This is a genomic window from Kitasatospora sp. NBC_01539 (genome assembly GCF_045040525.1).
Lineage (GTDB): Bacteria > Actinomycetota > Actinomycetes > Streptomycetales > Streptomycetaceae > Kitasatospora.
Genome location: NZ_CP109390.1, coordinates 4,800,668 through 4,815,345, shown reverse-complemented (window position 1 = coordinate 4,815,345; position 14,678 = coordinate 4,800,668). Strand labels below are relative to the sequence as shown.

Below are 14,678 nucleotides of genomic sequence, written 5' to 3'. Positions count from 1 at the left end.
CACCGCCCCCGGGACCCGGCCCCGCGGGCCGTCCCGGCCGCACCGGCCGGACGGGCCCACCGCACCGAACAGACGGACCGAAGAGTGAGCACCCATCAGACGGACCCGCCCGGAGCCCCGGACGACGGCATGACCGCGGAGCGGCTGGCCGACGACGACCTCGAACCCGGCGCGCTCTCCCCCGAGCGGCGCCGTCGGGCCCGGGCCCTGCTGCGCGGCTCGCTGCGCCCGCACCGGGCCCTCGTCGCCGCGGCGATGATCGCCGCGGCGATCCGCCAGGTGGCGCTGCTCGCCGTGCCCTGGTGCGTCGAGAAGGCCATCGACGAAGGGCTGCAGAAGCACGACCGGCACGCCCTGCTCACCTGGTGCGCGGCCACCGCGGTCACCGCCGCGGTGCAGTTCGCCGGCCTGTACGCCTGGCAGTACTGCGCCGGGTACGCGGACGCCAGGGTCGGCGCCGACCTGCGCTCCCGGCTGCTGCGGCACCTCGCGGTGCTGGACCGCGCCGCGCTGGGCTCCCGCGGCCACGGCGACCTGGCGATGCGCGCCACCCGCGACACCGACCTGGTGCGCGAGTGGGTGCACGGCCTCGCGATCTGGGTGGTGCTCGGCACGACGTTCGTCGTGGTGCTGCCCGCACTGGCCTCGCTCGACGTCGGTCTGCTGCTGGTGGCGCTCGGCACCCTGCCGTTCCTGGTGTGGGTCAACCTGTACTTCCCGAAGCGGTTCGCGGCGGCCAGCGGCGAGCTGTCCCGGGCGCACGGCGTCCGCGCGGACGCCGTGGCCGACCTGCTGCAGGTCGGCACCGGGCTGCGCGGCACCGGCGGCCACCGTCCGCTGGTCGACCGGCACCACACGGCGAGCGCCGAGGTCACCGCGCGCACCGTGGACGCCGCCCGGATCGAGGCGAGCTGGGCGGCGATCGCCCCGTTCGTGCCGCGCCTGGCGGTGGCGGCGGGCGTCGGCATCGGCGGCCTCGCCGTGCTGGACGGCCGACTCGGCATCGGCGGCCTGGTCGCCTTCACCTCCTGGATGGCGATCATCACGCTCGCCACCCGGGTGCTCGTCGACCGGATGCTGGAGCGCGGGCAGGCCGACGTCGCCGCCGCCCGGATCGACGAGGCGCTGTCGCTGCTGCCCGAGGTCGCGGAGCCCGCGCCCGGCACCGCCCGGCCGCTGCCCGCGACCGGCGCGCTCACCCTGACCGGCGTCCGCGCCGTCCGGGACGGCCGCACCGTGCTCGCCCCGCTCGACCTGACCGTCGCGCACGGCGAGTTCGTCGCCGTCAGCGGCGCCACCGGCGCGGGCAAGTCGACCCTGCTGCGCCTGCCCGTCCGGCTCGACGACCCGGCCACGGGCACCGTCGCCTACGGCGGCACCGACCTGCGCACCGCCGCCCTCGACGAGGTGCGCGCCCGGATCGCCTACGTCGCGCAGCGGCCGCTGCTGCTGTCCGGCACGGTCGCCGACAACCTGCGGCTGGGCCGCGACCTCGACGACGGCCTGCTGCACGAGGCCTGCCGCACCGCCGGGATCCACGACCAGCTCACCGCCATGCCGGACGGCTACGCGACCGAGCTCGGCGAGGGCGGCACCGCGCTCTCCGGCGGGCAGGTGCAGCGCCTGGCCATCGCCCGGGCACTGCTCGGCGACCCGCAGGTGCTGCTGCTCGACGACGCCACGTCGGCACTGGACACCGCCACCGAACGGCTCGTGCTCGACCGGCTGCGGGCCTGGGCCGCCGACCGGACGATCGTCTTCGCCACCCACCGCACCGCCGTGCTGGAGGCCGCCGACCGGACCGTCCGGCTGGATCCGCCCCTCGGCCGACCGGACCGGACCGACCGTGCGGACGCCTCCGGCACCCCGCAGACGACCCCCGTGGAGGTGGGCCGTGGCTGAGCAGCCGCTGCTGAACGACGAGGCCGACGAGCGGGCCGTCCTGCGCCGCGCCGCGCCGTACCTGCGCCCGCACCGCGGCCGGATGGCCGGCGCGCTCGCGGTCGGGCTCGCGGACTCGGCGGCCCTGGTGGCCGTCGCCCCGCTGGTCGGCCTGGCGGTGGGGGCCGTCCGCGACGGCGACCGCGGCGGGCTCGGGCTGGCGGTCGGCCTGCTGGCCGCGCTCGGCGCGGCCCAGCTGGTCTTCGCCCGGGCCGGCGAGCTGATGCTCATCCGAGCCGGCGAGGAGGTGGTGCGCGGGCTGCGGGAGCGGGCCGTCGAGCACCTGGCGACGGCGCCGCTGCGGTTCCTGGAGACGCACCGCAGCGGGGAGCTGCTGCGCCGGGCCACCGGCGAGGTCGCCGACCTCGCGGCGTTCGTGCGGCTGCACCTGCGCAACCTGGTGGCGTCGACGGCGACGCTGCTCTTCACCCTGGTGGTGCTGGGCTGGTACTCGTGGCTGCTGCTGCTGGTGCAGCTGGTGGTCTTCGTGCCGCTGACGCTGCTGGTGACGCGGTGGTTCCGGCGGGACGCCCCGTCGGCGTTCGGCGGCAAGGCGCAGGCGGAGGCGGCCGTCGCGGCGACCTTCTCGGAGACGCTGACGGCCCGTGAGGCGCTGCAGACCTCCCGCGGCCTGACCGGCTGGACGCGGCGCTTCGACCGGGAGAACACGCACGCCGTCCGGACGGCCGCGCGGGCGCTGCGGGTGGAGAACCGCATCGACCTGGTCAGCCTCGTGGAGGGGCTGGCGCTGGTGGTGCTGCTGGTGGTGGGCGGCTGGCTGGTCACGGAGGGGCGGCTGCCGCTCGCCACCGTGGTGGTGTTCGTGGTGGCGAGCCGTACGCTCTTCGACTCGTTCACCGACCTCTCGCAGCTGGTCGGCGAGGCGCAGACCGCCCGGACGGGCCTGGCCCGGCTGCTGGACCTGCTGGCGGCGACCGCGCCGGAGCAGGCCGTCGAAAAGACCGGGGCGGAGTCCGCCGGGGAGACCGGGGCGGAGTCCGGGGGCGCCGGACGGCTGCCGCTCCGCGGCGACCTGCGCTGCGAGGCGGTGGAGTTCGGCTACCGCGCGGAGGGCTCCGCGCTGAGCGCCGTCACGCTGGACTTCCCCGCGGGCAGCCGTACCGGTGTGGTCGGCGAGACCGGCTCCGGCAAGACGACGCTCTCCAAGGTGCTGTGCGGCCTCTACCGGCCGGACGGCGGCACGGTGCGCTTCGCCGGCACCGACCTGCGGGAGATCCCGGAGGAGGAGCTCCGCCGCCGGGTGGTGCTGGTGCCGCAGGAGGTGCGGATGGTGTCCGGCACGGTCGCGGACAACCTGGCGCTGGTGCAGGGCGCACCGGACCGGGAGCGGATCGAGCGGACGGTCGGGCAGCTCGGCCTGCGGGAGTGGATCGCCGACCTGCCGGCCGGGCTGGACACCGAGGTCGGCCGGCACGGCGGACGGCTGTCCGCGGGCGAGCGGCAGATCCTGGGCGTCGTCCGGGCGGTGCTGGCCGACCCGGCGGTGCTGGTGCTGGACGAGGCCACCGCGGACATCGACCCGGTGACGGCGGGTCGGCTGGAGCACGCCCTGGACGAACTGCGGGCGGACTGCACGCTCGTGGTGATCGCGCACCGACCGGCGACCATCGCCCGGCTGCCGCGGGTGGTCCGGCTGGACGGCGGCCGACTGGTGGGTGCCGGGACGCCTGGTGCGGACGTGCGAGGTTAGGCTAACCTAATAAACGACGTGTGCCCGGGTGCCGTCGGTCCGTCAGCGGACCGGCGGCACCCGCACATCCGCACCCGGCGCCACCACTCACCGGATCGAGGCGAACGATGACCACCGAGACCGCCCCACCCCGCATGCGCATCGTCCGCCACCCGCTCAGGTACCGCCTGCTGGAGGTGAAGCGGGTCCACCGGGTCACCCCGGGCACCGTCCGCGTGACGCTCGGCGGCGAGTCGCTGGAGGACTTCCACGAGCAGGCGCCGACCGACCACGTGAAGGTGTGCTTCGCCCACCCCGGCGACGCGCTCCCGGTCGAGCCGGTGGTCGTGGACGACACCTGGATGGACGCCCCGGTCGAACCCGTCACCCGCGACTACACCGTCCGCCACTACCGGCGTGACGCCCGCGAGCTGGACATCGACATGGTGCTGCACGGCACCGGCGTCGGCTCCACGTGGGCCGCCGCCGCCGCACCCGGCATGCGGCTCGGCATCCTCGGACCTCGCGGCTCGGAGGAGGTGCCCTTCGTCCACGACTGGTACCTGCTCGCCGCCGAGGAGACCGCCCTGCCCGCCCTCGGCCGCTGGCTGGAGATGCTGCCCGCCGGCGTGCGGGTCATCGCCTTCGCCGAGGTGCCCGGCCCCGCCGACGAGCAGCACTTCGGGACGGCCACCGACCTCACCCTCACCTGGCTGCACCGCGGCGACGCCGCCCCCGGCAGCACCGACCTGCTGGAGCGCGCCGTCCGCGCCGCCGACCTGCCCGGCGGTACCGGTTTCGCCTGGGTCGCCGGCGAGGCGAACTCCCTCCGGCCGATCCGCCGCCACCTGCGCAACGAGCGCGGCCTCGGCAAGGACCAGGTCGACGTCGACGGGTACTGGAAGCGCGGCGTGGTCAACCACGACCACCACGAGGACGAGCACACCCCCCACGCATGAGCACCACCGTCCTCGACAAGCACCCCGCCGCCGACGCCGCCGCCCGACCCGCCCGCACCGGGCGCAAGGTCGCCTGGCTGCTCGGCTCCCTCGCCCTGCTGGCCGTCCTCGCGGTGGCCGGCATCGCGATCGGCTCCCGGTACATCCCGCCGGGCCAGGTACTGCACGTCCTGCTGCACCGGGAGCCGGCGTCCGACGACTGGATCGTCGTCCACCACGCCCGGATCCCCCGCACCCTGCTCGCCGTCGCCGTGGGAGCCGCACTCGGCCTCTCCGGCGCGCTGATGCAGGCGATGACCCGCAACCCGCTCGCCGACCCCGGCCTGCTCGGGGTCAACGGCGGGGCGGCGGCCGCGGTCGCCTGCGCGACCGCCCTGTTCGACCTGCGCGGCTTCCACGCGTTCGTGTGGTTCGCACTCGCCGGGGCGGCGGCCGCGGCCGTCGTGGTGCACGTCCTCGGATCCGCGGGGCGGGCCGCGGCGACACCCGTCCGGCTGGCCCTCGCCGGGACGGCCGTGACCGCGGTGCTGACCGCCGTGGTCAACGGCCTCGTCCTGCTCGACCCGCTCACGCTGAACCGGTTCCGCTACTGGCAGGTCGGCACCCTCGCCGGCGTCGACTCCGCGGTGCTCGGCCAGGTGCTGCCCTTCCTCGCGGCCGGCGGCGTGCTCGCCCTGGCCCTCGCCCGCCCGCTGAACGCGCTGGCGCTCGGCGACGACGCCGGGCAGGCCCTCGGCGCCAACCCCGTCCGCACCCGGGTGCTCGCGATGGTCGCCGTCACCCTGCTGTGCGGCGCCGCCACCGCCGCGGTCGGCCCGATCGCCTTCGTCGGCCTCGCCGTGCCGCACGTCGCCCGGTACGTCTGCGGGCCCGACCAGCGCTGGGTGCTGCTGCTCTCCGCGGTACTCGCCCCGGTACTGCTGCTGGCCTCCGACATCGTGGGCCGGCTCGCCCTGCACCCGGCCGAGCTGCAGGTCGGTGTGGTCACCGCCTTCGCGGGTGCCCCGCTCTTCATCGCCCTGGTCCGGGGCCGGAGGATCGCCAACCTGTGAACAGCACCGACGTGCACCCGACCGGTACGGCCGCGCAGCCCGTCACGGCCGCACCGCCCGGGCCGGGGCCCGTGCCGCTCGCCGCCGTCCGGCTGCCCCGCGGGTACTCGCTGCGGCTGCACCCGCGGGCCGCGACCGTCTGCCTGCTGGTCCTGGCCGCCCTGGTCGGCGTCTCGGTGTGGGCGCTCACGCTCGGCGACTTCCCCATGCCGGCCTCGACCGTGGTCGACGTGCTCACCGGCGGCGGCACCCGCGGCGAGCACTACATCGTCATGGAGCTCCGGATGCCCCGGCTGCTGACCGCCCTGCTCGTGGGCGCGTCGCTGGGCCTCGCCGGGGCGCTCTTCCAGACCGTCGCCCGCAACCCGCTGGGCAGCCCGGACGTCATCGGGTTCACCGTCGGCTCGGCGACCGGCGCCCTCGCCGTGATCCTGCTGACCGGCGGCAGCGCGGCGGCGGTCGCGGGCGGCGCCGTGGCCGGCGGCCTCGCCACCTCGGTGCTCGTCTACCTGCTGTCCCGGCGCGGCGGCACCCAGGGGTACCGCCTGGTGCTGGTCGGCATCGGCGTCAGCTCGCTGCTGTCCTCGCTGAACGCCTACCTGATCGCCCGGGCGTCGTTCGGCGACGCGCAGAGCGCCGCCGTGTGGCTCACCGGCAGCCTCAACGCGCGCGGCTGGGAGCACGTCGTGCCGATGGCCGCGGCGCTCGCCGTCCTGCTGCCCGCCGCGCTGCTGCTCGGCCGCCCGCTGCGGATGCTGGAGATGGGGGACGACGCCGCCTGCTCGCTCGGGGTGCGGGCCGAGCCGGTGCGCATCGGCCTGGTGCTGGTCGGCGTCGCACTGACCGCCGCCGCGACCGCGGCCTCCGGGCCGATCCCGTTCGTGGCGCTCGTCGCGCCGCAGGCCGTCCGGCGGCTCACCCGGGCCACCGGGCCGAACCTCCTGGGCTCGGCCCTCCTCGGGGCCGTCCTGCTCGCCGCCTCCGACATCGCCGCGCAGCGCCTCCTCGCCCCCACCCAGCTGCCGGTCGGCGTGTTCACCGGCGTGGTCGGCGGCGGCTACCTGATCTGGCTGATCGCCGGCCGGTGGCGCGGCCGGGCCGGGCTGTAGCGGCGGCGGCCCGGTGCCGGGAACGGCGCCCACGGACCACGGGCCCGGCCCCGGTCACGGTCACGGCGCCGGGGCCTCCCACCGGTACACCCGGGAGCCCCGGGCCGGATCCAGCGCGGCCGCCCACGGCGCCGGGGCCCCGGCGGGCGGCACCTGCCGGAAGCCGTACCGGTGGAACAGCCGGCCGTCGCCGGTGGTGGCGGTGAACACCTCGCGGACGCCCTGCCGGGCCGCCTCGTCGAGGACGCCCTCCACCAGGCTGCGGCCGAGCCCCGCCCCCTGCCGACCGGCCCGCACGCACAGGTTGTAGAGCACCCCGGCCGCCGGGTGCACCGGGTCGGACGGCAGCGGGCGCAGCGCGGCGCAGCCGTCCGGGCCGAGCACGCCCGGCACCACCAGGTACCACCCGACCGCCGCCCGGTAGTCGGCGATCGTCCGGCGGCGCAGCGCGCCGCCGCGCATGAACGGCTCGGAGAGCCGGTACAGCGCGTCGGCGTCGGCCTCGGTGGCGCGCCGGACGGACGGGTGGACGGCCAGCGTCACCGGCGGACGGCGGCGTGCCCGGGCGCCATCGGCACGACCAGCGGAGTGCCGGTCTGCGGGTCTTCGATGACCTGGCAGGGCAGGTCGAAGACCCGCTCGACCAGCTCGGCGGTGACGATCTCGGAGGGCGGGCCCTCGGCGACGACCGCGCCGTCGCGCATGGCGATCAGGTGGGTGGCGTACCGGGCGGCCTGGTTGAGGTCGTGCAGCACCGCGACGAGGGTGCGGCCCTGCTCCTGGTGGAGCCGGGCGCACAGGTCGAGCACCTCGATCTGGTGCGCGATGTCGAGGAAGGTCGTGGGCTCGTCGAGCAGCAGCAGGGAGGTCTGCTGGGCGATGGCCATGGCGAGCCAGACGCGCTGGCGCTGGCCGCCGGAGAGCTCGTCGACGTACCGGTCGGCGAGTTCGGCGACGTCGGTGGCGGCCATCGACTCGGCGACCACCCGCTCGTCCTCGCGCGACCACTGGCGGAACAGGCCCTGGTGCGGGTAGCGGCCGCGGGCGACGAGGTCGGCGACGGTGATGCCGTCCGGCGCGGTGGAGGTCTGCGGGAGCAGGCCGAGGCGGCGGGCCAGTTCCTTGGAGGGCAGGCCGCCGATCTGTTCGCCGTCCAGCAGCACCCGCCCGGCGGACGGCTTCAGCAGCCGGGCGAAGGCGCGGAGCAGGGTGGACTTGCCGCAGGCGTTCGGCCCGACGATCACGGTGAACGAGCCGTCCGGGACGGCCACCGACAGGTCGGTGGCGATGGCCCGCTCGCCGTAGCGGAGGCTGACCTCGTCGGCGACCAGCCGTCCGGCGGTGGGTGCGGTGCTCACTTGCCCTCCAGGAGCTGCTCGGTGCCGACGACGACGGCGCACTTCTCGGCGGCCCACCGTAGCGCCTCGTGGTGGCGCTGCTCGTCGAAGTCCGCCACGGCATCGGCCACCACGAAGGCCTCGATGTCGCGCATCCACGCGTCGCAGGCGGTCATGAGGACGCCGATGTGCGCGTACACGCCGACGATCACCAGCTGGTCGCGGCCGGCCGCGGCGAGCTGCTCGGCGAGGTCGGTGCGGACGAACGCGCTGTACTTCCACTTGGTCAGCAGGGTGTCGCCCTCGACCGGGGCGACGATGTCCGGCACGGCCTGCGCGTGCGCGTCGGCCGGCAGGCCGGGCCCCCAGAAGTCCTGCTGGAGGCCGCGCTCCGCGGGGGTCTGGCCGCCGCGCTGGTGCGAGTAGACGACGGGCATGCCGAGGCCGCGGGCCCACTGCAGCAGCCGGGCGGTGTTGGCGAGGGCGGGGGCCAGCGGCGGGGCGGCCGGGGTGAATGCCGCGAGGAAGTGGTTCTGCAGGTCGTGCGCGAGCAGCACGGCGCGGTCGGGGTCGACCCGCCACGGCACCTTCGGCGCGGGGATCGCGTCGGGTCCGGGCAGCGGGTAGGGGGAGATGCGGGGCAGTGCCATGGGGTTCGTCTCTCGGTGCTCCGGGCGGTGCCGGGGGGCGTGCGGGGGCGGGTCGGGTGCTGGTGGGCGGGCCGGCCGGGCGGGGCCGGTCCGGGCCGGGCGGGGGCTAGTCGGCGGCGGCCCGGAGGTCCTTCTTGCTGACCTTGCCGATGCCGGTCTGCGGGAAGGCGGTGACGAACTCCACCCGGTCCGGCACCTTGTAGTCGGCGAGGCCGGCGGCCCGGACGAACGCCTTCAGCTGCACCGGCCGCGGCCGGTCGGCGCCCGGCCGGAGGACGACGTACGCGCAGCTGCGCTCGCCGAGGTAGTCGTCGGGGGTGGCGACCACGGCGACGTCGTGCACGGCGGGGTGCGCGAGCAGCACGTTCTCGACCTCCTCCGCGGCGACCTTCTCGCCGCCGCGGTTGATCTGGTCCTTGGCCCGGCCCTCGACGACGAGGTGGCCGGTCGGGGTGCGGCGGACGATGTCGCCGGTGCGGTAGAAGCCGTCGGCGGTGAACGCGCGGGCGTTGTGCCCGGGGGCGTTCCAGTAGCCGCGGATGGTGTACGGGCCGCGGGTGAGGAGGTGGCCGGTGCCGCCGTCGGGCACGTCGACGTCCTCGTCGTCGACGACCCTGACCTCGTCGTCGGGCGATATCGGGCGGCCCTGGGTGGTGAGCACGGTCTGCTCCGGGTCGTCGGGGCGGGTGTAGTTGACCAGCCCCTCCGCCATGCCGAAGACCTGCTGGAGGCGGCAGCCGAGGGCCGGGCCGAGCCGGCGGGCCGCCTCCTCGCTGAGCTTGGCGCCGCCGACCTGCAGCAGCCGCAGGCTGGAGAGGTCGGCGGCGAGGCCCGGTGCGGCGTCGGCCCAGGCGAGCGCCAGCGGCGGCACGAGACCGGTCAGGGTCACCCGCTCGCGTTCGATCAGCGGCAGGGCGGTGCCCGGGCTCGGGTCGGGCGCGAGCACGACCCGGCCGCCCGCCCAGAAGGTGCCGAGCGTGCCGGGCGAGCTGAGCGGGAAGTTGTGGGCGGCGGGCAGGGCGCACAGGTAGACGGAGTCCGGGCCGAGTTCGCAGATCCGGGCCGACTCGCGGACGCTGTACAGGTAGTCGTCGTGGGTGCGCGGGATCAGCTTCGGCAGGCCGGTGGAGCCGCCGGAGAGCTGGAGGAAGGCCAGGTCGGACGCGGCGGGCGGCTCCGGCGGGGGCGCACCGGCCCCGGCGGCGCGCAGCGCGTCGACGGGCGTGTGCGGGCCGGCGTCGCCGACCACCACGACCTCCCCGAGGCCGGGTACGGCCGCCAGCACCTCGGCGGCCAGCGCACGGTGGTCGAACCCGGCGTGCCGGTCCGGGACGAACAGGGCGCGGGCGTCGGCGAACTCGCAGAAGTACGAGAGCTCGGCGCGGCGGTGCGCGGGCAGCGCCATGACGGGCACGACGCCGGCCCGCAGGGCACCGAAGAACACCTCGAAGAACTCCGCGGTGTTGGGCAGCTGGAGGACGATCCGGTCGCCGCGGTGGATCCCGCGCGCGTGCAGGCCCGCGGCCAGCGTGTCGGCCCGGCGGTCGAGTTCGGCGTAGGTCCAGTGGCGGGCGCCGTCGGTGACGGCGACCCGGTCGGGGTGCGCCGCGGCGTGCCGGCGGACCATCGCGTCGAGCGGCTCGCCCGTCCAGTGCCCGGCGGCCCGGTAGCGGTCGGCGAACTCGTCCGGCCAGTACGTCACTTGCCCTCCTCCAGGCCGACGGCGTGCAGGAACGTCCGGAACTTCGCCGCGGTCTCGGCGAGTTCGTCGTCCGGCCGCGAGTCGGCGACCACGCCGGCCCCCGCGAAGAGCCGCAGCCGGTCGCCCTCGACCTCGGCGCAGCGCAGGGTGACGACCCACTCGCCGTCGCCGGCGGCGTCGCCCCAGCCGACCACGCCGGTGTACAGGCCGCGGTCGAACGGCTCCAGGCCGCCGATGAGTTCACGCGCGGCGGAGGTCGGCGTGCCGCACACCGCCGGGGTGGGGTGCAGGGCGAGCGCCATGTCGAGCGCGGAGACCGCAGGGTCCGCGAGGGTGCCGGTGACGGTGGTGGAGAGGTGCCACATCGCGGCGGTGCGGATCAGCTCCGGGCCCTCGGGCACGTGCAGTTCGGCGCAGAACGGCGCGAGCGAGCGGCGTACGGCGTCGACGACGAAGGCGTGCTCGGCGCGGTCCTTCGCGGACTCCAGCAGGGCGGCGCCCCGGGCTGCGTCCTGCGCCGGGTCGGCGCTGCGGGCGGCGGAGCCGGCCAGCGGGTTGGACACCACGGCGCGGCCGCGGCGGGAGACCAGGAGTTCGGGGCTGGCGCCGACCAGGGTGGCCGCACCGCCGGCCGGCACCGCGAAGGTGTAGCCGTGCGGGTCGCGGTGGATCAGCCGGTGCAGCATCGCGCGGAGGTCGGCGCCGCCGGGCGAGGTCAACTGCAGGGTGCGGGCCAGCACCACCTTGCGCAGCTCCGGGTCGCGGCCCATCAGCCGGACGGCCTCGGCCACGGCGGCCCGGTAGAGCACGGGTGCGGGCTGCGGCTGCTGGCGCCACGCGGGCGAGGCCGCCGCGGGCGGGGGGAGCCGCAGCAGCGGGTCGTCCGCCGCGGGCGGGGCCCAGTGGACGGCGGCGGGCACGAAGAGCTCCGCCGGGCGGTCCGGGGCGAACGGGATCGCCCCGACGACCAGCGGCCGCGCCGGGCGGTCGGCCGTCCCTGGCGTGTCGCGGTCGGCGGCCTCGCGCAGCACCCGGGCGACGTCCGCCGGGTCGGGCACGGCCTGCCGGACGCCCTCGGCCAGCAGGGTGCCGGTCGGACCGGCGAAGAGCGCGGCGGCCGGGCCCGCCCGGTAGCCGGCCACCAGGTCGCCCGCGGAGGGCTGCGGCACTATCGCGTCACGGGCTTCGAAGGCCGTGGTCATGATGCTCCGTTCGGAAGGTTGGTGGGCACCGGTGGCGGCTCGGCCCCGGCGGGGCCCGCGCCCGGGGCCGGGCGGTGGCCGGCCGGGGAGGCGGGCGGCCCGGCGTCAGGCACGGAGGGTGGCGCCGCCGTCCACGTAGAGGTCGTGCATGGTGATGTGCCGGGCGCGGTCGCTCACGAGGAAGGCGACGGCCTCGGCCACGTCCACCGGGTCGGCGATCCGGCCGAGCGGTATGCCGACCCGGTAGGTGGCCGGGTCGCCGTCGAGGACGCGCTGCTCGGCGGTGTCGTCGGCCCAGAGGGACCGCTGCATGTCGGTGTGCGTGGAGCCCGGGGAGACCAGGTTGCAGCGCACGCCGTCGCGGGCGAGTTCGAGGCCGAGGCAGCGGGTGAACATCGTGGCGGCCGCCTTCGACGCGGCGTACGCGGCCATGCCGGTGCGGGGCACGCCGGCCGCGTTGGAGCCGACCGTGACGATGGCGCCGCGCCCGCGGGCGGCCATCCGGCGGCCGACCGCGCGGCTCGTGTGCATGACGCCGGTGGTGTTGACGGCGAAGGTCTGCGCCCAGTCGTCGTCGGTGATGTCGACGGCGGCGGCCGGGCGGAGGATTCCCGCGACGTTCACCAGGATGTCGATCGGACCGGTCCCGCGCTCGGTGCGTTCCGCGAGATCCTCGACGGCGGCGGCGTCGGTGACGTCGAGCCGGGTGACGCCCGGGTGCGGGACGTGCCGGTCGGCGGCCACGACCACGGCGCCGCGGGCGGCGAGCGCCGCCGCCACGGCCGCGCCGATGCCCCGGGCCGCGCCGGTGACCAGGGCGACGCGCCCTTCGAGTTCGGCGTCGGCGCTCATGCCAGCACCGCCGTGCGGCACGCTTCGGATCCGGCCCCGGGTCCGGTGGCGGGGGCCGTCTGACGACGTGTGGGAGGCGGCAACGAGCCCTCCGGAGTGAGTCGGAGCAGGAGGAGCCGGGGCCGGCGCCGCAGCTTCATGGTTAGGTTAGCCTAACCGTATGATGGGGTGCTGCCGAGGGGGTGAACACACCCCGGCCGGCCCGTGCCGCCCCGCACCCGTCCCGCCCGCACGCCCCGCCGCCACCCGCACCACCGGCGCGCCCCCGCACCACGTCCCGCCGTACCGCCACGTCCCGCCGCACCACCACCGCTCCGCCGTACCGCAGCCCCCGCCCGCCGCCGGATCCGGCGGCGGGCGTCCCGGCCCGCGCGCTCCGCAGCCGAGCGCGGCGCAGTGATCCTGTGCCGCCGCACACCCACCTGGAGACCTGCATGCCCTCGACCGACGACATCCCCGCCCGCCGCCCGGCCGTGCCCGCCGCACCCCGCCGGACGGCCCGCCCGCGCCGCTTCCTCATGTGTCCGCCACGGCACTTCGACGTCCGCTACTCGATCAACCCGTGGATGGACCCGGCCAAGCCGGTCGACACCCGGCTCGCCGAAGCGCAGTGGGCCGGTCTGAAGCGGCTCTACGAGGAGTTGGGGCACACGGTCGAGGTGATCGAACCGGTCCCGGGCCTGCCTGACATGGTGTTCGCCGCCAACGGCGCCACCGTCGTCGACGGCAGGGTGCTCGGCGCGCGGTTCCGGCACGTCGAGCGGACGGCCGAAGGGCCCGCCTACCTCTCCTGGTTCACCGGGCGCGGGTACACCGACGTCCACTGGCCCGAGCACATCAACGAGGGCGAGGGCGACTACCTGCTGGTCGGCCGCACGCTGCTCGCCGGCACCGGCTTCCGTACGGACCCGCGCTCGCACGCCGAGGCGCAGGAGTTCTTCGGGCTCCCGGTGGTCGGGCTCACCCTGGTCGACCCGGAGTTCTACCACCTGGACACCGCGCTGGCCGTGCTCTCCGACGACGAGGTCATGTACTACCCGGAGGCGTTCAGCCCCGGCAGCCGCGCGGTGCTGCGCGAGCTCTACCCGGACGCGGTCCTCGCCACCGCCGAGGACGCCGCCGTCTTCGGCCTCAACGCGCTCTCCGACGGCCGGCACGTGCTGCTGCCCGACGCCGCCGTGCACCTCAAGGAGCGGCTGCGCGAGCGGGGCTTCGAGCCGATCGGCGTCGACCTGACCGAGCTCCTCAAGGCCGGCGGCAGCGTCAAGTGCTGCACGCTGGAGCTGCGCCCGCGCTGAAGCCGGCCCCGGAGACCCGGCGGCGCCCCGGACGGTCCGGGGCGCCGCCGACCGCCCGTGCTCCGACCGGACCCGTCAGACGTGCTCCGGCCGGACGGCCGCGGCCGACCCCACCGGCCCGTCGAGGGTGGCGATCCGGGCCGGCCCGGCACTCGCCACCGTCAGCAGCAGGCCGCTCCGGCGGTCTGCCCACTCGGTCAGGCAGAGGTCCTGCCACCGGTGGGCGGCCGGCCCCGGCCCGGTCTCGTCGAGCGGCAGCGCCGACAGGTCGAGGCCCGCCATCGAGTCCAGCGTTGCCCGGCCGATCTTGATCAGCGCCTCCTTGCGGACCCACTGCCGCAGGAACGCCGCCCGCGGGTCGGGGTGCGCCGCGATCGCGGCGGCCTCCGCCGCGGTGAGCACCCGGTCGTACAGCTCCGCGCCGACCCGCGCCTTCTCCGTCGACTCGACGTCCACGCCCACCGGTCCCGGCCCGGCCGCGACCGCGGCGGTGCCCGTCGTGTGCGACATGCTCAGCCCGATCTCCGGCCGGCCCGTCAGCCGGGGCACGCCGTGGCCCGCCTGCCTGCAGTCGGGGCAGTACTGCTCCAGCACGGGCACTGTCACGGGCACGTCCAGCAGGCGGGCCGCGCAGAGCCGCACCAGCAGGTGCGCGGCCACGAAGTCGTCGCGGAGCTGCGCGGTCCGGAAGCGGTCAGCCCGCTCCCGCTCCACCGGCGTCAGCAGGTGCTCGCCGAGCTCCGGCAGGGCGAGCACCGACGCGCTCGCCGCCACCAGGGCCAGCGGTCCGCCCGCACCGGCCGCCGTCCCCGCAGGCGTGGTCGCCATCCCGTCCTCCGATCGGTCGCGGCCCACCCTAACCGGCGCGGGCCGACCGGCCGGGCCT

At 76.5% G+C, this 14,678-nt stretch carries 13 protein-coding genes; 6 read left to right on the top strand and 7 right to left on the bottom strand.

Annotation, left to right across the window (positions count from 1 at the left end):
• Positions 1-84: 84 nt before the first annotated feature.
• The 5 genes from OG335_RS20850 to OG335_RS20830 all read left to right on the top strand — a co-directional run bounded on the left by OG335_RS20850 (position 85) and on the right by OG335_RS20830 (position 6,751).
• Positions 85-1,902 carry an ABC transporter ATP-binding protein gene (locus tag OG335_RS20850; RefSeq protein ID WP_405012637.1) on the top strand — a complete coding sequence of 606 codons (1,818 nt, stop codon included), beginning with the start codon at positions 85-87 and terminating at the stop codon, positions 1,900-1,902.
• Entirely contained in the window at positions 1,895-3,652 is a 1,758-nt protein-coding gene (locus tag OG335_RS20845) for an ABC transporter ATP-binding protein (protein WP_405012636.1), read from the top strand. The genes OG335_RS20850 and OG335_RS20845 overlap by 8 nt, the downstream gene beginning before the upstream one ends.
• A gap of 107 nt (positions 3,653-3,759) precedes the next feature.
• The gene (locus OG335_RS20840; RefSeq protein ID WP_405012635.1) at positions 3,760-4,590 is read left to right on the top strand and encodes a siderophore-interacting protein; all 831 of its coding nucleotides are present in this window, start codon (positions 3,760-3,762) and stop codon (positions 4,588-4,590) included.
• Positions 4,587-5,642, top strand: a complete 1,056-nt coding sequence (locus tag OG335_RS20835; protein ID WP_405012634.1) for a FecCD family ABC transporter permease — start codon at positions 4,587-4,589, stop codon at positions 5,640-5,642. Before OG335_RS20840 ends, OG335_RS20835 begins: the two co-directional genes overlap by 4 nt.
• Entirely contained in the window at positions 5,639-6,751 is a 1,113-nt protein-coding gene (locus OG335_RS20830; RefSeq protein WP_405012633.1) for a FecCD family ABC transporter permease, read from the top strand. Before OG335_RS20835 ends, OG335_RS20830 begins: the two co-directional genes overlap by 4 nt.
• A gap of 60 nt (positions 6,752-6,811) precedes the next feature.
• On the opposite strand, the gene OG335_RS20825 is transcribed toward OG335_RS20830, so the two are convergent.
• The 6 genes from OG335_RS20825 to dhbA form a co-directional block, all read right to left on the bottom strand.
• Positions 6,812-7,294 carry a GNAT family N-acetyltransferase gene (locus OG335_RS20825; RefSeq protein WP_405012632.1) on the bottom strand — a complete coding sequence of 161 codons (483 nt, stop codon included), beginning with the start codon at positions 7,292-7,294 and terminating at the stop codon, positions 6,812-6,814.
• Complete coding sequence (locus OG335_RS20820) at positions 7,291-8,109, bottom strand: ABC transporter ATP-binding protein (RefSeq protein ID WP_405012631.1); 819 nt, start codon at positions 8,107-8,109, stop codon at positions 7,291-7,293. Before OG335_RS20820 ends, OG335_RS20825 begins: the two co-directional genes overlap by 4 nt.
• Positions 8,106-8,738: an isochorismatase family protein gene (locus tag OG335_RS20815; protein WP_405012630.1), complete on the bottom strand. Its 633-nt coding sequence runs from the start codon at positions 8,736-8,738 to the stop codon at positions 8,106-8,108. Before OG335_RS20815 ends, OG335_RS20820 begins: the two co-directional genes overlap by 4 nt.
• Positions 8,739-8,844: 106 nt before the next feature.
• Positions 8,845-10,440 carry a (2,3-dihydroxybenzoyl)adenylate synthase gene (locus OG335_RS20810; protein ID WP_405012629.1) on the bottom strand — a complete coding sequence of 532 codons (1,596 nt, stop codon included), beginning with the start codon at positions 10,438-10,440 and terminating at the stop codon, positions 8,845-8,847.
• Complete coding sequence (locus OG335_RS20805; RefSeq protein WP_405012628.1) at positions 10,437-11,642, bottom strand: isochorismate synthase; 1,206 nt, start codon at positions 11,640-11,642, stop codon at positions 10,437-10,439. Before OG335_RS20805 ends, OG335_RS20810 begins: the two co-directional genes overlap by 4 nt.
• A 105-nt stretch (positions 11,643-11,747) precedes the next feature.
• Positions 11,748-12,494 (bottom strand): 2,3-dihydro-2,3-dihydroxybenzoate dehydrogenase, encoded by a 747-nt coding sequence (gene dhbA / locus OG335_RS20800; protein ID WP_405012627.1) that lies wholly within the window; start codon positions 12,492-12,494, stop codon positions 11,748-11,750.
• A 434-nt stretch (positions 12,495-12,928) separates the two neighbouring features.
• Between dhbA and ddaH the strand changes: the two genes are divergently transcribed.
• Positions 12,929-13,792: a dimethylargininase gene (gene ddaH, locus OG335_RS20795; protein WP_405012626.1), complete on the top strand. Its 864-nt coding sequence runs from the start codon at positions 12,929-12,931 to the stop codon at positions 13,790-13,792.
• 75 nt (positions 13,793-13,867) lie between these two features.
• On the opposite strand, the gene OG335_RS20790 is transcribed toward ddaH, so the two are convergent.
• Entirely contained in the window at positions 13,868-14,620 is a 753-nt protein-coding gene (locus OG335_RS20790; protein ID WP_405012625.1) for a 4'-phosphopantetheinyl transferase family protein, read from the bottom strand.
• Positions 14,621-14,678 lie beyond the last annotated feature (58 nt).

Bases quoted from the DNA above. Each gene is read 5' to 3' on its own strand.
- OG335_RS20805 (WP_405012628.1), bottom strand. From the start codon at position 11,642: ATGACCACGGCCTTCGAAGCCCGTGACGCGATAGTGCCGCAGCCCTCC.
- OG335_RS20835 (WP_405012634.1), top strand. From the start codon at position 4,587: ATGAGCACCACCGTCCTCGACAAGCACCCCGCCGCCGACGCCGCCGCC.
- OG335_RS20790 (WP_405012625.1), bottom strand. From the start codon at position 14,620: ATGGCGACCACGCCTGCGGGGACGGCGGCCGGTGCGGGCGGACCGCTG.
- dhbA (WP_405012627.1), bottom strand. From the start codon at position 12,494: ATGAGCGCCGACGCCGAACTCGAAGGGCGCGTCGCCCTGGTCACCGGC.
- OG335_RS20840 (WP_405012635.1), top strand. From the start codon at position 3,760: ATGACCACCGAGACCGCCCCACCCCGCATGCGCATCGTCCGCCACCCG.
- OG335_RS20815 (WP_405012630.1), bottom strand. From the start codon at position 8,738: ATGGCACTGCCCCGCATCTCCCCCTACCCGCTGCCCGGACCCGACGCG.
- ddaH (WP_405012626.1), top strand. From the start codon at position 12,929: ATGCCCTCGACCGACGACATCCCCGCCCGCCGCCCGGCCGTGCCCGCC.